The organism is Pseudomaricurvus alcaniphilus (genome assembly GCF_011440395.1).
GTDB classification, from domain to species: domain Bacteria; phylum Pseudomonadota; class Gammaproteobacteria; order Pseudomonadales; family Cellvibrionaceae; genus Pseudomaricurvus; species Pseudomaricurvus alcaniphilus.
The window spans coordinates 211,074-230,483 of the sequence record NZ_JAAOIX010000003.1 but is presented as its reverse complement, the minus strand read 5'-3'; the positions used below and the strand labels follow the sequence as shown (position 1 = coordinate 230,483).

Sequence of the window (19,410 nt, the reverse complement as noted above, 5' to 3'; positions counted from 1 at the left end):
TATGTTGCGCAGGTTTACGAGGGAGATCCTTGTTGGTGTCCGGCGTTCCATCTGTGGGGTTCAGTCAAACCTGCAATTGTATGAGCAACCTTCAGTGCAAAATATCTTCAATCAGGTTGTCGATTATATTGGCATAATCGGGCGCAATATTAATGACCTCTACCGCCCGGGTCATCGCCAATTTGCCTTTTACCGAGAACTCGCCGAGGCTGCGGTAAATCGCCCTGCCCGCCAGCGACGGATGCTGGATCGTGGCCTCGCCAACCAAAATTGAACCCGGTTCCGCCAGCGCAGTGAGGCGGGAGGCAAGGTTTACCGTGTCGCCAATAACGGTATATTCCATTCGCTGCTGCGCTCCCACAGTACCCGCCATGACTTCGCCGGAGTTAATCCCGATGCGCACCCGGATGTGCTCGTGCCCGGTGTCGCGGCGGCGCCGATTCAACTCTTCCAGCAAGCGCTGTATCGCCACTGCACAGCCCAGGGCCTGAAAGCGATGATCATTGCTGTGCCGGGGAGCACCAAAGATAATCATCGCACAGTCGCCAATAAACTTGTCCACAGTACCAAAGAACAACTGGCTGCACAGGGTAAAATAGCCAAAATACTCGTTCAGCAACGTGACGATCTCGTCCGGAGAGTGACGCTCCGTCATTGCGGTAAAGCCGACGATATCAACAAACAACACCGACACTTCAACTTTTTCGCTGCCACCATTCACCGCCCCGGTGTCCATCAACAAGGCTTTGGCCACGTCCGCCGCCACCACCCTGTTGAGCAGGCTTTCGACCCGGCGCTTGTGCTGCAAGCCCGTCGCCATCTGCTGCACCGCATCTGCCAGGCGGCCAATTTCATCTTCCCGGCCGGATGGCACCTCAATATCGTAATCGCCGGCACCAATTTTTTCGGTAGCCTCAACCAGGGAGGTAATGGGTCGCGACAGGTGCCGACTGAAAACAAACGCGCACAGCATCAGAATCAGCATCATGGCGAGCGCCACCGAGACGATGGTTTGCAGCATCCACTCAAAACTGCGCCGGACATCCAGGGTGATAAATTCAACCACCACCTCGCCGGCGCTCACCTCGTTAAAAACCACCGGACTGGTGACAACAACCGCACCCTTCGCCACAATAACCTGACCAGCCGGATGCGGCGCAGGTGTATAGGCCGCCGGGGCTACAAAACGACCCACCCGCACCACAACCTCACCCTTGTGATCCACAATCCGGGCCGCTCGAACCCTCGGATCTTTGACCAGGTTAACCGTCAGCACCTCCAGTGCCATGCTGTCGCCGGTGAAGAGCGGCTCGGTCACGCTGGCGGCAAACTGGCTGGCGATGATATTACCGAGGGATTCGATTTGAATATTGAGCAACTGTCGCTGGTAGTTGACCACCACCAGCAACAGCAGCACAGTACCCACCACCAACACCAACCAGGATGTCAGCGCCAGCTTGTATACCACCGAAAGACGGGCATAGGCATTTACGAGGCGTTGTGACCATCGTTGTAACTGACGACCAACCTCCTGAAACACGGCACCCTCTCTAATAGTTACCTAATTACTACCTAAGTTAAGCTTTCGTGCAGCCGGCACTATGTTAGGTCTGGCTTCGGGGGCTTGCTTTCAAGACCCTCGACAGCAGGGATGCTGTCGTGGAGCCTCCATGGATGGAACCTCGGCGAGTCTTGAAAGCAAGCCCCTGGAGCCAGGCCGGGAGCAAAGCTGCTGTCCCAAGGGCTATAGGGTATATGTTTACTATCGCCGATAGCTGGCTTATTCATAGGCGTAATTAGGAATAGTTATGAGACCTGAATATCGAGCCGGGGCTGCAGCAGACACGGGTTATCACACCATCATACTGCTATCGCCCATGGGCGGCTAAATTTTCACAGTAATTAATTGTAACCTTTGCGCACTGGCTCACGTATTCGGTCCGGTAGCTGCCGTGATTTCTACACCCACCTGGAATTTAACACCTGGAGAAACCTATGAACGTTTTTAAACTGTGCGCCGCAGCCTGCCTGGCCCTGGCCGTCTCTCTCGCCAATGCAAATCATGATCAGGCCGGCAAAAATCTGCGCTACCGGCTCACCATTACCAACCTGACGCCAGCCCAGACCTTTACCCCGGTGCTGGTCGCAACCCACAACCACCGTATCGCGCTGCTTGAAATAGGTGCAGCGGCCAGCGAGGAGCTGGCGATATTGGCCGAGGCCGGCATGACCGGACCACTGACCGAGGTACTGGAGGACTTCCCGCAAGGGGTAGCACAGGTGAAAACCATTGCCGGCCTGTTGCCGCCGGGACAGAGCGCGTCGGTGATCATCAGGGCCAGCAAGCGCACCCCCAAGCTGAGCCTGGCCGCCATGCTCATCCCTACCAACGACACCTTCGTGGCACTGGATGGGGTCACCCTGCCAAACAAGGGTACGCAGGTGTATTATGCCCTCGCCTATGACGCCGGCAGTGAGGCCAACGACCAGGCCTGCGCCAACATACCCGGGCCTCGCTGTGAGGGCCAGGGAGTGTCCGAGCCGAGCGACTCCGACGAGGGCTTTGTCCACGTCAGCAACGGTTTCCACGATCTCGGGGATATGGACATGGACGGCGGCGAGGTGCTAAAACCGGCCCATTACGACTGGAACAACCCGGTGGCCAGGATCACTGTCAAGCGCCTGCAAAACCCCCACGACTGAGCAGGCTGCGTGAAAACGTTGCTGGTTTGTTCCTCGCCAGCGGCGAAAACAGCTATAGTCGATCGCGCGACAGCAATGGCTACGCCACAGCTGTCGTCGCGACATTGCCACGGGACAGTTAGCGCCATGGACCAATGAAAATAGACATTGATATTGACATTGATATTGGCAACCAAAAAAAGTGGGCCCAGGACGAGCGCCACTGGGCCGGCCTGATGGCGCTCGCCCATCGCGGCGACAAGGGCGCATACAATCAACTGCTGACCGAGCTGGGGGATGTAATTTACAAGTACTTGCTGGTGCGCTTTGGCCGCGCCAACTGGCTGGAGGACATGCTGCAGGAATGTTTGCTGGCGATCCACAAGGGCCGCCACAGCTATGACCCGAAACGGCCATTTCGACCCTGGCTGTTTGCCCTGGTACGCAACCGCTCCATTGACTTTCTGCGCAGCCAGCGCTCTTCGGGCGGCCGACAGAGCATCGACCTGAGTACTGCAGCGGCGGAAGCCAGCTACGAGGAAAACCACGCTGTCAAGCTGGATGCGGTACGCCTGCTGGCGCGCATGAGCCCGGATGACCGGGAGGCCCTGACCCTGACCAAGTACGCTGGCTTTTCCATTGCGGAAGCAGCCGCCTGGTCGGGCATATCCAAAACCGCCATGAAAGTACGGGTTTTTCGCGCCCTGGCGCGTACCCGCAAGCAACTGGCACGGGAGAAGATAGCCTTATGACCCGGGATCGCGATCACCTCATCAATTCACTGGTAGCTGAATTGACCCCGGTGCAGAGCCCCGGCCAAAGCGGCCGCTTAGCGGGGGCCTGGCTATTGCTGGCAATGACTTTCGTTAGCGCCTGCCTGTGGCTGGCAGACCCTTTTCGCCCCGGCTGGCACCTGCAACTGGCAACGGAGCCACAATTCCTGCTGGAAAACCTGCTCGGCCTGATCGCCATTGGCAGCCTCGCCCGGCTGGCGTTTAATTGGGCCATACCCGGTTATCCGGGCCGCCCGGGCCTCACCCTGGTCGCCTTGCTGCTGCTCGGCTCGTGGGTCGCCATGCTGGCGGCCGGCCGCTACTGGCCGGCACTGCAGCCTTCGAGCGCCGGCGCGCGGGCCCACTGCAACCTGGAAGTATTGCTCTACGCCCTGCCGCCGCTGCTGTTGGGTGCATTTGCCATGCGCCGCCTGCTGGTACTGGAACCGCTGCGCACCGGCGCCCTGCTCGGTCTCTGTGCCGGCGCCCTGCCCGCCTGGCTGATGCAACTGGCCTGCATGTACGCGCCCGCCCATGCCCTCAAATACCACCTGCTGCCCATTCTGCCGGTCATGGCTTGTGGCATGGTGCTGGTCTGGTTGCTTGCGAGACGCAGGAATTAGGCTGGCTGGCACAGGCCTGGAACCTGGCGCGCGCGCTCCCGGCAGAGACAGGTTCTGCACCCGAACAGGTTCTGTAAAAGGGTCTACGGGGGAGTTGCGCGCTGCGCCGCGGAGTGGATAGCGTCGGCGAAAATCGGCATCGCCGCTTCCGGGAACTCGTGTCCCAGCCCCGGAATTGTCACCAGGCGCGCACCGGGAATGTTGTACGCCGTCTCCAGACCGCACTCCAACGGGATCAGCGGGTCCTCTTCACCGTGCACCACGGTTGCCGGGATCTTGAGCTTGCGCAGCAGGTTGCGTCGGTCGCCACAGGCCAGTGAGGCCGCCAACTGCCTGGCAACGCCAGCGGGGTTGTAAGCGCGCTGGGCCGCCCCGGCAAGGGACCTGCGCAATTGCTCTTCATCCAGCGGGTAACCGGAGCCGTTGAATACCTTTCTGATTTTCATGCCGCGCTCGACGATGCTGTGGATGTCCCCCGGCGCAGCCGAGGGCAACAACAGTGCCTTGGCCGCTTTGGGTGATGGCCGGCCGACCCGGCGGTTGCCGGTGGTAGACATAATCGAGGTCAGGGACAACACCTTGTCGGGGTAATGAGCGGCAGCCAGTTGCGCAATCATCCCGCCCATGGAGGCGCCGGCCAGATGGGCCGCGGCAATACCCAGGCCGTCCAGCAGGGCGGCTGCATCGGCGGCCATATCGAGCAGTGTATAAGGGGTTTTGGGACGCAGACCAAAGGTTTTTGCCAGCATCACCCGCTTGACGTTGGGCAACCCCGCTGCATTGAAGTGGGTCGACAGGCCCGCGTCCCGGTTGTCGAAGCGCACCACCCGATAGCCCTGCGCTACCAGCATCTGGCACAAACTTTCCGGCAATTGGGTCAGCTGCTGCCCGAGCCCGACGATAAGCAACACCGCGGGCGCCTCTTCACTGCCGAAGCTTTCGTACTCTATGTCCACTCCATTGGCGGTTATTCTTGCCATAGCCTGCTCCTGACTCTGCTCCTGCCGTTGGTAATATTATTGCCACAATACACTAGCTTATGAGGCAGTCAATAAACGCGCCTGCGACGGCGCCGACAACGGTAAAACCGCAGCCCGGCGGGCTCAAGGCAGCGACCGCTAAAACAGATAATTGGCCAGCAGCAAGGTCAGCACATAACCCCCGGAATAGGCGATCAACAACGCGGGAAAGTACTTCAGGTAGGAGGTAAATGTCAGCCCCTCCACCTTGCTCATTACAATAATGCCCGCCGCCGAGCCGATAGCCAGCAGCGAGCCGCCCACGCCCACCGCATAGGTTAGGCCCAGCCAATCGGGAGTGAGCAGTTCGGGCGAGGCTTTCAGCAGGGCCGAGGTCAGGGGCACATTGTCCAGCAGTGCCGAGGCCGCACCGGCGAAGAAATTGGAGTACTGCGGATCGAACTGGGCGTACAGGCTGGCGATACTGGCCAGCACCTGGATCTCCTTGAGCATGCCCACCAGCAACAGTATGCCGAGAAAAAACAACAAGGTGTCGTATTCGATCTGGCGAATATATTCGAGAATACGGGTTTGTTCGTTATCAGTGACGATCGCCCGCCCCACCAGGAACATCAGCGACAAACCGCTGAGAAAGGTCAACACCGGCGGCACCCCAAAGAGCACATTAAACAGCATGGTAAGGAGGATGGTGGCGAAGAAAATCACCAGGATGGCAATATCCACCCGGTTAAATTGCAGCTCCACTTTTTCCATGGTCACCTGGCCACGCAAGCCAAAGCTGAACAGTGCCACCAGCAACAGCACACTCACGGCGGAAGGCAGCAACAGGGTCAACAGCTGCACCATACCCACGTGGCCAGCCAGGAAAATCATCAGGGTAGTCACATCCCCGGTAATCAGCGCCACTCCACCGGAGTTCACCGCAAATACCACCAGCGCTGCCATTTTCAGCCGCACCGCCGTCTCCAGCCTGAACGATTGCACCAGCCCCAGGCTTACCAGGGTGGCCGTTACATTGTCACAGATCGCCGACAACAGCAGCGCAAACACCGCCACCAGCAACAGCAACTGCCGCTGCGATAGACGGGATGGGATCACCCTTTGCACCAACACCTGGATCATGCCCTTGGCATTGAGATAGGCGACAAAGGTCATGGTCGACATGAGAAACAACCAGAGGCTGGCAATTTCCAGCAGATTCTCATCCAGCCGCTCGCCGATCAGGTGCTGGTGCTGCGCTGAATCCGCTGCCATAAACAGCAGTAACCAGGACAGGCAACCCAAAAACAGCGTGGTTTTGGCCTTGTTGATGTGAATGACTTCTTCAAAAATAATACACAACAGGGCCAGAACCGCCAGCCCGGCGAGCACGGTGTTCAACATACCATCAATATCTCAATAAAATAGCCGCACCAGCGCAGCGCGTCTGCAGCCAGGTTAAATCCTTCACGCCGTGGGCTGATTGTTATGATGCCGATTGTTGTGATGCTAATTGTTATGACGCCAGCGTGACCCTGCAGCCAGAATCATAACGACGACTCCGGCAGGCGCGCACCTTGCCAGCACCCGGAATGGATGTCTATAGGTCTATAGTCGTAGCGGGGCCAATGAAAGCCATGGTGCGGACTGTGGCGGAGATATTAAAAGCGGCTGGGATGTTAGAGATGACGCGGGGCGAACATAATAATAGCCATCCCGGCCAAGGCCACCGCCGCCCCCAGCAGATCCCACGGGCTCGGGCGCACCTCGTCCACCAGCCACAACCAGAGAATTGCGGCACACACATAGACACCGCCATAAGCGGCGTACACCCGTCCCGCCGCGGTGGGATGCAGGGACAACAGCCAGGCAAAAGCTGCCAGGCACAATGCACCGGGCAGCAGCAACCACACCGAGCGCCCCTCCCGGAGCCAGAGATAGGGCAAGTAACAACCGAGGATCTCCGCCAGCGCGGTAACAAAAAACAGCGCCACAGTTTTCAGTTCCGGCACGGCAACACCCCTCCCTCAATAATGCGTCGCCTGCTCAACGAACGCGGCGCCTGTTTCAAACCACACCATAGGCCAGCATAGCATCGGCCACCTTGATAAAACCGGCGATATTGGCGCCGCGGACATAGTCCACCGACTTTGAGCGACCCGGTGAGTGCTCGAGGCACTGCTCGTGAATTTTGGCCATGATGTCGCGCAAATGTTGGTCGACCTCGGCGGCGGTCCAGTGCATACCCACCCGATTCTGGGACATTTCCAGGCCCGAGACCGCAACGCCGCCGGCATTGGCGGCTTTACCGGGGACAAACACCACACCGGCATCGGCAAACACCTCATAGGCGTCCGGCGTGACGGGCATATTGGCCCCCTCTGCCAGCGCCTGGCAGCCACTTTTAACCAGTTGTTTCGCCTCCTCGACTCCGATTTCGTTCTGGCTGGCACAGGGAAAGGCCAACTCGCAGTCCAGCCCCCAGGGCTGCTTGCCCTTGTGAAACTTCAACTTCAATTGCTTACCCAATTTCGCCAGTGGCTCGCGCCGCTGCAATTTGTGCTCTTTTATTTCCCTGAGCTGTTCCCGGGTCAGACCGTCGGCAGCGTGAACGAAACCGGAAGTATCCGACAGGGACACCACCCGGGCACCGGACTCGATCAACTTTTCGGCACAGAACAGGGCCACATTGCCCGCCCCGGACAGCACACAAGTCTTGCCCTCGATGGTTTGCTGGCGGTGCTCCAGCACCTGCATCATAAAATAGGCACAGCCATAGCCAGTGGCCTCGCTGCGCACCAGGCTGCCCCCCAGTGGTATCGGCTTGCCGGTCAGGGCGCCGTCGAATTGGTGGGTCAGGCGCTTGTACTGGCCGAAAAGGTAGGCGATTTCGCGACTGCCCACACCGCCATCACCGGCGGGCACATCCACATGGGGGCCGAGATAGCGGGCCAACTCGGTCATATAAGCCTGGCAGAAGCGCATCACCTCATTGTCCGACTTGCCTTTCGGGTTAAAGTCCGCACCACCTTTGGCGGCCCCCAGCGGCAGGGTGGTCAGGCTGTTTTTAAAGGTCTGCTCGAAACCGAGAAACTTCAACACACTGAGGTTGAGGTCGCGGTGGAAACGCAAACCGCCCTTGTAGGGCCCGATGGCGTTATTGAACTGGATGCGAAAACCCTGGTTGGTGCGGATGTTGGCCTTGTCATCATGCCAACAGACACGAAAACTGATCACCCGGTCGGGCTGGGTCATGCGTTCCAGGATCTGGGCGTGGCGGTATTCAGGGTGTTTCCTGATAAACGGGACAAGCGATTTTGCCACTTCGTAAACAGCCTGGTGGAATTCCGGCTCGCGCGGGTTGCGCCGCTTGAGGCCGTCCATAAAATTGTCGAGGGTCAATGCCTTGCGCATATCTCTTGTTCCTCTTTTGCGCGTCGCCGAGCGACCGGTTGGAAACCGTGTGGTTAGAAACAGTCAAAGTCACACAATGAAAAGTCACACTGTGAAAAGTTACCCGTTTCCGGGACGGATTGCGAACGCTCCCGGCCCGGCTTGCCTCTCCACCTGCCAACTGCGAGCGGCGCCAGCCAACTGTCACACTGGCCCTGAGGCGCAGCGCCTGTGTTAAACTGGGTCCTCGACTCTTCGCACAGCAGACTATGAACTTCTCCTCGTTCGGCACCAAATTTGGCGGCAGCTCTTCCATCGGCAACCTGATGGAAGACCTGGGCAATGCGCTGCGGGAAAACCCCGACATGATCTTTATGGGTGGCGGCAACCCGGCCCACCTGCCCGCCGTGGAGCACGTCTTCCAGCAGCACCTGGAAACCCTGCTTGCCAATCCGGCCGAGCGCAAGGCGCTGTTTGGCATCTACCAGCAGCCCCAGGGCGACACGGAGTTTCGCCACGCGGTAGCGCGGTTTTTACACAAGCAGTTTGGCTGGCCGGTAACCGCCGCCAATATCGCGGTCTCCAACGGCAGCCAGCCCGCCTTCTTTATTCTCTACAACCTGCTCGCCGGTGCCATGCCCGACGGCAGCCACAAATCGATCCACCTGCCGCTGGCACCGGAATACCTCGGCTACAAAGACGTCGGCATTAGCGAGGGCTTCTTCACCGCGACCCGACCCAGCATCGAACTGCTGGACGACCAGCTGTTCAAATACCACGTCGACTTCTCCCACCTGCAGGTCGATGAAACCAGCGCCGCATTCTGCGTATCGCGGCCGACCAACCCCACCGGCAATGTCCTCACCGACAGCGAAATGGCCCACCTGGACGAGTTGGCACGGCAGCACAATATGCCGCTGATCATCGACGGCGCCTACGGCCTGCCCTTCCCCGGCATTATTTTCAGTGAAGCCAGCTGCCACTGGAACGACAACACAGTGCTGGTACTGAGCCTGTCCAAGCTGGGCCTGCCCGGGGCCCGCACCGGCATCGTGGTGGCAGCAGAAGAGCTGGTGCAGGCCTTTGCCAACGCCAACACCATCGTCAGCCTGGCCTGTGGCAATCTCGGCCCGGCCATCGGTAAACAGCTGCTGGAGAACGACCAGATTCTCACCCTCTCGCGCCAGCACGTGGCGCCCTATTATCGCCAGGCAGTGGTGCAAACCGTGGACTGGCTACGCGCTGCCCTGCAGGGCTTGCCCTGCCATATTCACAAACCCGAGGGCGCAATCTTTCTCTGGCTCTGGTTTAAGGACCTGCCCATCGGCAGCCAGCAACTCTATGAACGCCTGAAGGCAAAGGGCGTGCTGGTGGTGCCCGGGGATGGCTTTTTCGTCGGTATCGATGACGCCTGGCCACACAAACACGAGTGTATACGGGTGTCCTATGCCCAGAACCCGGCTTCGGTCAAACGCGGAATCGAACTCATCGCCGAGGAAGTGCGCAGCGCCTACGCCGGCCGCTAAACAAGATTCCGGGCAATCACTGCAAAAAGACTGTAAATAGTTATCCGCGCTCTATAAAATGCTGCGTCCGCCCTGGATTCCCAGGCTTTTGCGGCAATTGCCTCTTTATTATTGCAATTGCCCTTCTATACGACTGCCAAAACCCTGTATACTACCGCGCAATTTTGGCCCTGGCTTATCGAGAAACACTAATGACAGACTTATCCAAGTACAGAAATATCGGCATCTTCGCTCACGTCGACGCCGGTAAAACCACCACTACCGAACGTATCCTCAAGCTGACCGGCAAGATTCACAAGACCGGTGAAGTTCACGATGGCGCAGCCACCACCGACTTCATGGAGCAGGAAGCCGAGCGCGGTATTACCATTCAATCAGCGGCGACTACCTGTTTCTGGAAAGATCACCGCATGAACATCATCGATACGCCCGGGCACGTTGACTTTACCGTTGAAGTGTACCGCTCCCTGAAAGTACTGGACGGCGGTGTCGGCGTATTCTGCGGTTCCGGCGGTGTTGAGCCCCAGTCCGAAACCAACTGGCGCTACGCCAACGAATCTGAAGTTTCGCGCATCATCTTCGTCAACAAGATGGACCGTATGGGTGCAGACTTCTACCGCGTTGTGGCCCAGGTCAAAAAAGTACTGGGCGCCAACCCGCTGGTGATGACCCTGCCCATCGGCATTGAAGAAGAATTCAAAGGCGTTGTCGACGTCCTGTCCCAAAAAGCCTATATCTGGGACGACACCGGCCTGCCCGAGAACTACGAAATCACCGACATCCCCGCTGACCTGGTCGAGAAGGCTGCCGAGTATCGCGAAATGCTGATCGAAACTGCTGTCGAGCAGGACGATGATCTGATGATGGCCTATATGGAAGGCGAAGAGCCCTCCATTGAAGACCTGAAGCGCTGCATCCGCGAAGGTACCCGCAAGCTGGACTTCTTCCCCACTTACTGTGGCTCGGCCTTTAAAAACAAGGGCATCCAGCTGGTGCTGGACGCGGTTGTTGACTACCTGCCGGCCCCTACCGAAGTCGATCCACAGGAACTGACCGACAGCGAAACCGGTGAGCCTACCGGTGAAGTCGCCAAGGTGTCCGCCTCTGAGCCGCTGCGCGCACTGGCGTTCAAAATCATGGACGACCGCTTCGGCGCCCTGACCTTTATCCGTATTTACTCCGGGGTACTGGAAAAAGGCATGACCATCCTCAACTCCTTTACCGGCAAGACCGAGCGTATCGGCCGCATGGTAGAGATGCACGCCAATGACCGCACCGAGATCAGCCGCGCCCAGGCCGGTGACATCATCGCCGTGGTCGGCATGAAGAACGTGCAGACCGGTCACACCCTGTGTGATCCCAAGCACCCCTGCACCCTCGAGCCAATGATCTTCCCCGAGCCGGTTATCTCCATCGCCGTGGCACCGAAAGACAAGGGCGGCGCCGAGAAAATGGGTATCGCTATCGGTAAAATGGTGGCTGAAGATCCATCCTTCCGGGTCGAGACCGACGAAGACAGTGGCGAGACCATCCTCAAGGGTATGGGCGAATTGCACCTGGACATCAAGGTCGACATCCTGAAGCGTACCTACGGTGTTGAACTGGTGGTTGGCAAGCCGCAGGTGGCCTACCGCGAAACCATCACCAAGGCCATCGAAGACAGCTACACCCACAAGAAGCAGTCTGGTGGTTCCGGTCAATTTGGTAAGATCGATTACCGCATCCGTCCCGGTGAGCCCGGCTCCGGCTTCAAGTTCGCCTCTACAGTGGTCGGCGGTAACGTACCGAAAGAATTCTTCCCCGCCATCGAGAAAGGCTTTGGCAGCATGATGCAGGAAGGCCCGCTGGCCGGCTTCCCGGTGCTGGACGTTGAAGTTGAGCTGTACGACGGTAGCTACCACGCCGTTGACTCCTCGGCCATCGCCTTTGAAATCGCTGCCAAGGGTGCTTTCCGCCAGTCCATGCCCAAGGCCGGCCCACAGCTGCTGGAGCCGATCATGAAGGTCGACGTATTCACCCCGGAAGATCACGTCGGTGATGTAATCGGTGACCTCAACCGTCGTCGTGGCATGATCAAGGACCAGGAGCCAGGCGCCACTGGCGTGCGCGTCAAGGCTGACGTACCGCTGTCAGAGATGTTTGGCTACATCGGTCACCTGCGCACCATGACTTCCGGTCGCGGCCAGTTCTCCATGGAGTTCTCCCACTATATGCCGTGCCCGGCGCAGGTCTCTGAAGAGATCATCGCCAAGGAAAAAGAAAAGAAAGAGGCCGCTCGCAAGTAAGGCGTCCGCCCGCCACTGCCCCGCCAACTTCGGTTAGGGGCAAGGCACTTTCTGATTAACCCCGCCAGTTACCGCTGGCGGGGTTTTTTATTGCCTCTGGCCGGCCCAGGTCACCCAGGGTGTAGTCGCACACCCCGTCGGCAAACACCTTTTCCAGTATCTGCCGGTAGGGGGACATATCCAGCGGCGCGTAAAAATCGCGCTCCAGTGCCACCGCAACCGGGATCAAGGCACAGCTAAACAGGTCGCCGGCCAGCGGTGCACCGGCCACATTGCGAGAGGTTTCATGGGCCGGATAGCGCTGCAGGCAGGGCCCTTGGGGCCGGCCGTTCCAATCGCCATCCCAGACGCCCTCACCGGCGGCAATGGTATTGCCCCCGGCATCGAAACAGGTGTCCACGGCCGCTGCCGGCTTGCCGTTTTGCAACCAGTCGACCAGCAGGTCGCGCGCCTTTTGGGCCGGATTAAAAGCCGGATCCGCCACCCATACCAGCATATTATCGCTCTTGCCCCTGGCCGCCGCGATACGCAGACGCGCCGATAACGAGGCGAAGGAGTGGTGCATATCGAGCCGGTCATCGAGGTAGTGGCGCACATCGATCACCGGCACATCGATATCCCCCACAAACACCTGGCCACTGCGATAGGCGGCGGCGATGGCCTCGAGGCTGCCGCGGTTGCGCGGCGCCACCCGCACCTGGTCGATGGCATTATTTTGAAACACTGACAGCGGCGTCGCCCCGCCGGGAGTCTTGCGCATATTGTGGTCACTCCAGAGGGAGAAAGCGCTGAAACTGCGCTCCTCGCTCAATACCCACAGGCGCTCCGGCGCCATATCCGCAGGGGCTTTCCAGGCGCCGATATTGGCGTTCAGATGGAGAAACTCGGCCGGACTGATCCTGCCGCTGCGCAGCGCTTTCAACCCGTACTGCACCCCGGTATTGTCAAAGGTTCGGCGCGCATAACCACTCTCGTCGACGCCATAAACCCACTTCAGGTCATGCCAGTGACTGAAGCGCTCGCCGGCCCGGACCCCGGGCGAAAAGCGCAGCGCGCGATGGTAAAAGTGGGGATTATTGGTCATCGCGGTAAGGCCGCGCCAGCCGCGGGCACACTCGGTGGAGCCCGGCGCCAGCGGTGGGCGCAGCGACAGCCGGCGCATCCACTTGTCGACATTGGCAAAGCGATTCGGCAGGTTACTGTCGGCGGTCAGGCCCTCGATCAGGGTGCGCTCTTCCTGCTTCTGCCAGCGCGGCTGGTCCGCCGCGGTAACGTCAAAATAATATTCCAGCAGGTCGCAGTCGAGCACCCAAATGGTCTGGGTAATCATATCCGGATAGGAGTAGCCGGTGATGAGGCCGTCCAGCAGGCCCGGATGGTTTTGCGCGGTGAGATATTGCAGCACGGCGCCACCGGATTCGCCCAGGCCCAGGGTCAGCTCCGGCGCGCCGTAACGGCCGCGAAACTGGGCCACAACCATGGCCGCAGTATGGCCGGCGCGCACGACGTCGTAGTGATTGCGGGTATGGGTGCCGCTGCTGAAGGCCACGGCGTAACCCTCGGCCAGGTCCTGGTGCCGGCGCTCACCGATGGTATTGGCGGTAACCTTGCCCTGCACCTTGCCAATCCCGACACCGCCGCGAAAAAAATACAACAGGCGGCCATTCCAGTAACTCGGGTCGGCCGTGGCTACCGGCAGATTCGGGTTTTGCAGCACGGCGATGGCGTAGATAAAGCGGTTGATGGTACCCCGCTCGAGGCGGATGACAAAGGGAATGCGCTGCCCATCGCGCTCGATCCAGGTCATATCCCCGGGCAACTCGCCGGCGGGCAGCGGCTGGAACTGATCGCTGCCCTGGACCGCGTAAAAATACTCGGCGCGAGCCGGTACCTGGCAATCCTTGCTGTAACCAATGATCTTGCCGGCGCTGTCGGTCACCGCGACCCCGGCCCCCTGCTGGTTGTCCACCAGCGGCTGCCCCAACCCCGACGCTTGGCTATCGCAGGCAAAGGGGTATTGCGGGGGCCCGAGGCTGGTGTCGATAGGGCCGACTGCCCCCAGATCCACCGGAAATGCCTCGGCATCAACCGCAAACGGCCGCTGCGAGGGGTGCGGTCCGCTGTAGGCCTGGCGCGGCGCGTAGCGATCGTAGCCAGCAGGCAGTTGCTGCACCAGCGGCCCCGAGCGGATACCAAACAGGGCCTGGTCAAGGTAGCGATACAATGCCCCGCCAAACGGGGCAGAACTTAACAGACCAGAACTGAACAGGGCAAAACACACCCCAAGGATTACAACGCAGCTGACCAACACAACCGCAATTCCTCGCCCAAACCCTGGCATCTGCCGGCCCCTGCTTCTCTTTTATCCGTTTAGGTGTTTACGTGTTTGCCTGCTGACCTGCTGCAAATCCAAATACCTGAATCCTGAACCCTGCAGACGGCCACTGCCAAACGCCCCGGCCGGTCAGAAATCCACTTTGCCCCGCAGTTTCTTCACCTGGCCACGCTGCTTCTTTTGATCGGTGCGCTTGCTCCGCGCCGATCGCGACGGCCGGGTAGGCAACCGCTTCTTGCGCTGCACCGCCACCGACTGGATCAACGCCTGCAGCCGCTCCAATGCATCGGCGCGGTTCTTTTCCTGGGTGCGATACTGCTGGGCCTTGATCACCACCACCCCCTGGCTGGAGATACGACTATCGGCCAGCCGCAACAGCTGCTCCTTGTAAAAGTCTGGCAGTGAGGAGGCGACAATATCAAAGCGCAGGTGAATCGCGGAGGAGACTTTATTGACGTTCTGCCCGCCGGCCCCCTGGGAGCGAATGGCGGTCATTTCGATCTCGTCATCAGGCAAATCAACCTGATTGGATATTTTCATGCTGTTTCTGCCAGGCAGGTTAGCGGGAGCCGACTCACGGCAGGATCAGGGTAAAAACGCCGCCACCCAGTGGGCCGCCATTACTCAACTGAATTCTACCCGACATTTCCCCGCGCCGGTGCATGTTGGCCACCCGCCGGGCAAAAAACAGGCCCAGATGCGTATTGCCGGCGGCAAAATTGACCCCGGCGGCGCTGTCCTGGCCGCTGTTTTCCAGCATCGCCGGGGGGTAACCGGCGCCGTCGTCGGCGATGGTAATAACCAGTTGCTGCTGCTCGACAAGCGCTCGCAGCAAGATCTTCTCCCGGCTGTAACGAGCGCTGTTTACCAGGATGTTATTGACCACGCCACCCACCAGCTCGGCATCAAAATACCAGGCCAGGTCTTCGTCACAGTCCACCTCCAGGCTCAGCTTGCGGGTCTGGCACAGCATATCATTGCGCGCCACCTGTTCCTCCAGCACATCGATCAGGAAATGCTGGTCCACCTGTACCGGCAAGCTCCGGTTTTGCATTCGATAGACGGCCAGCAGCTGCACCAGCTCGGTGTTGATACGTGCCGCCTCGTACTGCAGGGTGGCAAACTGGCGCGCCTGCCCGTCGTCCCGGGGCGGGGTCGCCTCGACCACCTGCTGCAGGGTATCGAGCAGCATGCCCAGTGAGTTTTTCATATCGTGCACGCTGGAAGCCAGCACCAGTGAAAAATCGTCGATTTCATATGCGCTCATTTTTGCCTCCCCTGACAGGCCTCAGCCAAATTAATGCAGCTGCTTAATAACCTGCTGTAACTGTTTGAATCGATTGAACTCCTCTCCTCCCGGCTGGACCGTCTGCTGAATGCGCTGGCAGAGACTGGCGGACAATTCCATGCCCTCGCCACTACAGCCGTGTTGCTTCATATCCGCCACCAGTGCCTGCAGCAAATTCAGCTGCACTCCCGGGTGATGGGGAAACAAGCGGCAGGCACGTTTGAAGCTGTCCAGCGCCCTGGCGTAGTTGTTGGCATCGTAGAAGCCGATACCCTCGCGATTGAGCTCGGCCACCAGTTTGCGGTTGCGCTCACTGACCGGCTCCTCCAGCCACAGGTCAATCCGCTGCAGGGCCGGCTGGTCACCACAGTACTGTTCCACCAGCGACTTCAGCACTTGCTCGGCACGCTCATCCAGTCGCAGCGTCTTTAGCGTGGCCACCAGGTCCAGCTGTAAATCGAGGCTGTCCCCGGGAAGCTCTATGTTTTCCTCCACATCCTTGAGCAGTTCCTGGGCGCTCTTGTCCTCCCCCCGGGCGCTGAGCAGCTGGCACTCGAGCAGCGACACCTGCTGGCGCTGGACCGCACCCAGTTCAAACCGCCTGGGCACATTGCCCAGCACCCGCAACCCGTCCTTGGCCAAATCCAGCGCATTAGGCAACTGGCTCTCGCGAATCCATGCGGCGGTGACGCGACCGTACTGGAGGTGATTATCCTGGTGATCGTGACAGGAATTCTCACCCAGTTTTACACAGCGCCCATAGGCCCGGGAAGCCACCTCCAGATCGCGATTAGCGGCGGCGGTATGGGCCAATTCTGCCTGGCGGAGAATGGACAGCGGCGATACCGCCACTGCCGCTTGCATGACCTGCTGGGTTTTATCCGCTTCCCCCAGCTGCCGATAAACCTCCGCCAGGGCATCGTAAGCTGGCAGGCAGAAGGGGTTGTCATCGATAATTCGCTGCAGCCATTGGATGGCCGTTGGCAGGTCACCCTGAGCCCGTTTGACCTGGGCCAACCCCACCTGGGCCCAGTCCAGCGGCCGCATTTCCAACACCCCGGTGTATAATTTTTCCGCCTCGCTGATCCGGTCCTGCTGCATATACAGGTTGCCCAACAGGCGCTGGCAGGCATAACTGTAGCGGCTGCCGGCGGCAATGGCCTGCTCGGCCAGCCCAATGGCGGCGTCAATCTTGCCCGCCGCCAGGCGCGCGTATATCGGCGCCATAGCGTCGCGTTGGCGCAGCAGGCGATCCAGGCGCTGCTGCAGGCTCTTGCCGTTAATGGGCTTGGTGAGATAGGCATCGGGCGAGTAGTCGTAGGCGGAGAGCACAATCGCCTGGCTCGACTCGGCGGAGACCAGTAAAAACAAGCTGTCGCGGGCGAGCAGGTTGCGCTGGCGCAACTCTTCCAACACCTGCTGGCCGTTGGGCCCCTCTCCCAGGTTGTAGTCGCACAGGACCACATCAAACTTGTGCTTGCGACACGCGGCCAGTGCCTGCGGACCGTTCATAACCGTGGTTACATCGTCGCAGCCAAACTCCGCCAGCAGCCGGCCGAGGGTGGCCCGAAAGCTGTGAAAATCATCCACCACCAGTATTTTCAGCGCGGCGTATTGAGAAACTGCCATTCTGCCCAAATCCGTGTCTATCCCTATCGTTCCTAACAGAATAGACCATATAGCATCGGCCCGAAGGCGCCCGGTTCACAATCGCCCCAAAGACGAGTATCCTGCCGCCGAAACCACACTGGATCAACTCATGCCTGCCCCAACCAAACCCGACAAACTGTTCTCCGACCCGCTCAACCAGACCGGCGGGTTTCAGTTCGACCAAAAGGTGGTGGAGGTGTTTCCGGACATGATCAAGCGTTCAGTACCCGGCTACACCACCATTATCAGCATGATCGGCAACCTGGCAGAGCGCTACGCCAGCAGTGGCAGCCGCTGCTACGACCTGGGTTGTTCGCTGGGGGCCGCGACCCTGGCCATGCGCCATCGAATCCAGGCCGCTGACTGTGCGATCGTTGCGGTGGATAATTCCGAGCCCATGGTGGCACAGTGTCGCGCAATCATTGCCGCCGACAGCGGCGAAGTACCGGTGCAGGTGCTGTGCAGCGACCTGCAAGAGGTGGCCATTGAGCGGGCCTCAGTGGTGGTGCTGAATTTTACCCTGCAATTTATCCAGCCCGATCGACGCCAGCAGATCCTTGCCGCGATCTACCGGGGCTTGTTGCCTGGCGGGGTACTTATCCTGTCGGAAAAAGTCTCTTTTGACGACCCTCACCACCATCAACTGATGATAGAGCTGCACCACAACTTCAAGCGTGCCAACGGCTACAGTGAACTTGAAGTCTCCCGCAAGCGCTCGGCCCTGGAAAATGTGCTGATACCCGAGACCCTGGACGCGCACCGCCGCCGCCTCAAGAGCGCCGGCTTTGCCAGTTGCGACGTCTGGTTCCAGTGTTTTAATTTTGCCTCCCTTATCGCTGTCAAGTAACCCCAACCATGGCCACCATTGACTACACCTCCTTCCTGCAATCGCTACCGGGCACGGCCCTCGAACCCTGGCTGGCGACACTGCCGGAGCAAATCGAACGCTGCCTGAGCGCCGAGCGCTTTGGGGATCTGCCGCAATGGCTGCAGGCACTGGAGCAGTTGCCCACCGTGACCACCGACCAGGTGGAACTGCAGAGCGGCGTTGAACTGGGATCGACGGTGGCCATAAATGAAGCGCAGCGCGAGCAGATTCGCGCCTGCCTGCAGGCGCTGATCCCTTGGCGCAAAGGCCCCTACCGTATTCACGGCATCCACATCGATACCGAGTGGCGCTCGGACTGGAAGTGGGAGCGGGTATTACCCCACCTGGCCCCGCTGCAAGGCAGGACTGTGCTCGATGTCGGCTGCGGCAACGGTTATCACTGCTGGCGCATGCTGGGAGAAGGTGCGCGCCAGGTCATTGGCATCGACCCCTCGCCGCGCTTTGTGGTGCAGTTTTATATGCTCAAGCACTTTATCGGCGCCGCACCGGTAGAATTGCTCCCCGTGGGCATCGAGGCATTGCCGCCGGCACTGCAAGCCTTTGACACTACCTTCTCCATGGGTGTGCTCTACCACCGGCGCTCGCCCATGGATCATTTGCGAGAACTCAAGGCCAGCCTCAAGCCCGGCGGACAAGTGGTGCTGGAAACCCTGGTGATTGAGGGCGGCTTGGGGGAGGTACTGGTACCGGAGGGGCGCTACTGCATGATGAACAACGTCTGGTTTCTGCCCAGTTGCGACACCCTGTTATCCTGGATGCGCAAGTGCGGCTTCAACAATCCGCGCCTGGTGGATTGCACCCGCACCAGCGTTGAGGAACAGCGCTCCACCGAGTGGATGAAGTTTCACTCACTGCCGCAATTTCTCGACCCGCACAACCCCGAACTCACCGCTGAGGGACACCCGGCACCGCTGCGCGCTGTAGTGATCGCCGAAGCCTGATCACAGCTGTATACAGGAAGCCGGACCGGGCCGATGTCGACGCTTCTTATGCCTGGATGATGGCAG

The 19,410-nt window shown here is 59.6% G+C and carries 16 protein-coding genes; 7 read left to right on the top strand and 9 right to left on the bottom strand.

What is annotated here, in order from left to right:
• Positions 1-91: 91 nt before the first annotated feature.
• The gene (locus tag G8764_RS22935) at positions 92-1,540 is read right to left on the bottom strand and encodes an adenylate/guanylate cyclase domain-containing protein (protein ID WP_166164359.1); all 1,449 of its coding nucleotides are present in this window, start codon (positions 1,538-1,540) and stop codon (positions 92-94) included.
• 455 nt (positions 1,541-1,995) lie between these two features.
• Here G8764_RS22935 and G8764_RS09355 point away from each other — a divergent pair, with 455 nt between their 5' ends.
• The 3 genes from G8764_RS09355 (at position 1,996) to G8764_RS09345 (ending at position 4,078) form a co-directional block, all read left to right on the top strand.
• Entirely contained in the window at positions 1,996-2,703 is a 708-nt protein-coding gene (locus G8764_RS09355) for a spondin domain-containing protein (RefSeq protein ID WP_166164358.1), read from the top strand.
• 134 nt (positions 2,704-2,837) lie between these two features.
• On the top strand, positions 2,838-3,434 hold the full coding sequence (locus tag G8764_RS09350) for a sigma-70 family RNA polymerase sigma factor (protein ID WP_166164357.1): 597 nt from the start codon (positions 2,838-2,840) through the stop codon (positions 3,432-3,434).
• The gene (locus G8764_RS09345) at positions 3,431-4,078 is read left to right on the top strand and encodes an NrsF family protein (protein WP_166164356.1); all 648 of its coding nucleotides are present in this window, start codon (positions 3,431-3,433) and stop codon (positions 4,076-4,078) included. The genes G8764_RS09350 and G8764_RS09345 overlap by 4 nt, the downstream gene beginning before the upstream one ends.
• A gap of 83 nt (positions 4,079-4,161) precedes the next feature.
• Here G8764_RS09345 and G8764_RS09340 read toward each other — a convergent pair whose 3' ends face one another.
• From G8764_RS09340 to gdhA, 4 genes are all read right to left on the bottom strand, one after another.
• Positions 4,162-5,058 carry an alpha/beta hydrolase gene (locus tag G8764_RS09340; RefSeq protein ID WP_166164355.1) on the bottom strand — a complete coding sequence of 299 codons (897 nt, stop codon included), beginning with the start codon at positions 5,056-5,058 and terminating at the stop codon, positions 4,162-4,164.
• A gap of 138 nt (positions 5,059-5,196) precedes the next feature.
• Complete coding sequence (nhaD, locus tag G8764_RS09335; RefSeq protein ID WP_166164354.1) at positions 5,197-6,441, bottom strand: sodium:proton antiporter NhaD; 1,245 nt, start codon at positions 6,439-6,441, stop codon at positions 5,197-5,199.
• A 275-nt stretch (positions 6,442-6,716) separates the two neighbouring features.
• Complete coding sequence (locus G8764_RS09330; RefSeq protein WP_166164353.1) at positions 6,717-7,049, bottom strand: YnfA family protein; 333 nt, start codon at positions 7,047-7,049, stop codon at positions 6,717-6,719.
• A 55-nt stretch (positions 7,050-7,104) separates the two neighbouring features.
• A complete protein-coding gene (gene gdhA / locus G8764_RS09325) occupies positions 7,105-8,451 on the bottom strand; it encodes an NADP-specific glutamate dehydrogenase (RefSeq protein WP_166164352.1) in 1,347 nt (448 codons plus the stop codon).
• Between the two features lie 248 nt (positions 8,452-8,699).
• On the opposite strand from gdhA, the gene G8764_RS09320 reads away from it, so the two are divergent.
• Both G8764_RS09320 and fusA read left to right on the top strand, forming a co-directional pair.
• The gene (locus tag G8764_RS09320) at positions 8,700-9,956 is read left to right on the top strand and encodes a valine--pyruvate transaminase (protein WP_166164351.1); all 1,257 of its coding nucleotides are present in this window, start codon (positions 8,700-8,702) and stop codon (positions 9,954-9,956) included.
• A gap of 191 nt (positions 9,957-10,147) precedes the next feature.
• The gene (gene fusA, locus G8764_RS09315; RefSeq protein WP_166164350.1) at positions 10,148-12,241 is read left to right on the top strand and encodes an elongation factor G; all 2,094 of its coding nucleotides are present in this window, start codon (positions 10,148-10,150) and stop codon (positions 12,239-12,241) included.
• A 55-nt stretch (positions 12,242-12,296) separates the two neighbouring features.
• Here the strand turns inward: fusA and G8764_RS09310 are convergent, their stop codons facing one another.
• The 4 genes from G8764_RS09310 to G8764_RS09295 form a co-directional block, all read right to left on the bottom strand.
• Positions 12,297-14,465 carry a DUF6351 family protein gene (locus G8764_RS09310; RefSeq protein ID WP_166164349.1) on the bottom strand — a complete coding sequence of 723 codons (2,169 nt, stop codon included), beginning with the start codon at positions 14,463-14,465 and terminating at the stop codon, positions 12,297-12,299.
• A 240-nt stretch (positions 14,466-14,705) separates the two neighbouring features.
• A complete protein-coding gene (gene arfB, locus G8764_RS09305) occupies positions 14,706-15,116 on the bottom strand; it encodes an alternative ribosome rescue aminoacyl-tRNA hydrolase ArfB (RefSeq protein WP_166164348.1) in 411 nt (136 codons plus the stop codon).
• A gap of 34 nt (positions 15,117-15,150) precedes the next feature.
• Complete coding sequence (locus G8764_RS09300) at positions 15,151-15,843, bottom strand: sensor histidine kinase (protein ID WP_166164347.1); 693 nt, start codon at positions 15,841-15,843, stop codon at positions 15,151-15,153.
• A 30-nt stretch (positions 15,844-15,873) separates the two neighbouring features.
• Positions 15,874-17,493 carry a tetratricopeptide repeat-containing response regulator gene (locus tag G8764_RS09295; protein WP_166164346.1) on the bottom strand — a complete coding sequence of 540 codons (1,620 nt, stop codon included), beginning with the start codon at positions 17,491-17,493 and terminating at the stop codon, positions 15,874-15,876.
• Between the two features lie 130 nt (positions 17,494-17,623).
• Between G8764_RS09295 and cmoA the strand changes: the two genes are divergently transcribed.
• Both cmoA and cmoB read left to right on the top strand, forming a co-directional pair.
• Entirely contained in the window at positions 17,624-18,361 is a 738-nt protein-coding gene (gene cmoA, locus G8764_RS09290; RefSeq protein WP_166164345.1) for a carboxy-S-adenosyl-L-methionine synthase CmoA, read from the top strand.
• 8 nt (positions 18,362-18,369) lie between these two features.
• A complete protein-coding gene (gene cmoB / locus G8764_RS09285; protein WP_166164344.1) occupies positions 18,370-19,344 on the top strand; it encodes a tRNA 5-methoxyuridine(34)/uridine 5-oxyacetic acid(34) synthase CmoB in 975 nt (324 codons plus the stop codon).
• Positions 19,345-19,410: the final 66 nt, after the last annotated feature.

What these genes read in the sequence shown, in the direction of transcription:
- cmoA (WP_166164345.1), top strand. Translation starts at nt 17,624, where the DNA reads ATGCCTGCCCCAACCAAACCCGACAAACTGTTCTCCGACCCGCTCAAC.
- G8764_RS09355 (WP_166164358.1), top strand. Translation starts at nt 1,996, where the DNA reads ATGAACGTTTTTAAACTGTGCGCCGCAGCCTGCCTGGCCCTGGCCGTC.
- G8764_RS09300 (WP_166164347.1), bottom strand. Translation starts at nt 15,843, where the DNA reads ATGAGCGCATATGAAATCGACGATTTTTCACTGGTGCTGGCTTCCAGC.
- arfB (WP_166164348.1), bottom strand. Translation starts at nt 15,116, where the DNA reads ATGAAAATATCCAATCAGGTTGATTTGCCTGATGACGAGATCGAAATG.
- G8764_RS09320 (WP_166164351.1), top strand. Translation starts at nt 8,700, where the DNA reads ATGAACTTCTCCTCGTTCGGCACCAAATTTGGCGGCAGCTCTTCCATC.
- cmoB (WP_166164344.1), top strand. Translation starts at nt 18,370, where the DNA reads ATGGCCACCATTGACTACACCTCCTTCCTGCAATCGCTACCGGGCACG.
- G8764_RS09295 (WP_166164346.1), bottom strand. Translation starts at nt 17,493, where the DNA reads ATGGCAGTTTCTCAATACGCCGCGCTGAAAATACTGGTGGTGGATGAT.
- gdhA (WP_166164352.1), bottom strand. Translation starts at nt 8,451, where the DNA reads ATGCGCAAGGCATTGACCCTCGACAATTTTATGGACGGCCTCAAGCGG.
- G8764_RS09345 (WP_166164356.1), top strand. Translation starts at nt 3,431, where the DNA reads ATGACCCGGGATCGCGATCACCTCATCAATTCACTGGTAGCTGAATTG.
- G8764_RS09340 (WP_166164355.1), bottom strand. Translation starts at nt 5,058, where the DNA reads ATGGCAAGAATAACCGCCAATGGAGTGGACATAGAGTACGAAAGCTTC.
- nhaD (WP_166164354.1), bottom strand. Translation starts at nt 6,441, where the DNA reads ATGTTGAACACCGTGCTCGCCGGGCTGGCGGTTCTGGCCCTGTTGTGT.
- G8764_RS09350 (WP_166164357.1), top strand. Translation starts at nt 2,838, where the DNA reads ATGAAAATAGACATTGATATTGACATTGATATTGGCAACCAAAAAAAG.
- fusA (WP_166164350.1), top strand. Translation starts at nt 10,148, where the DNA reads ATGACAGACTTATCCAAGTACAGAAATATCGGCATCTTCGCTCACGTC.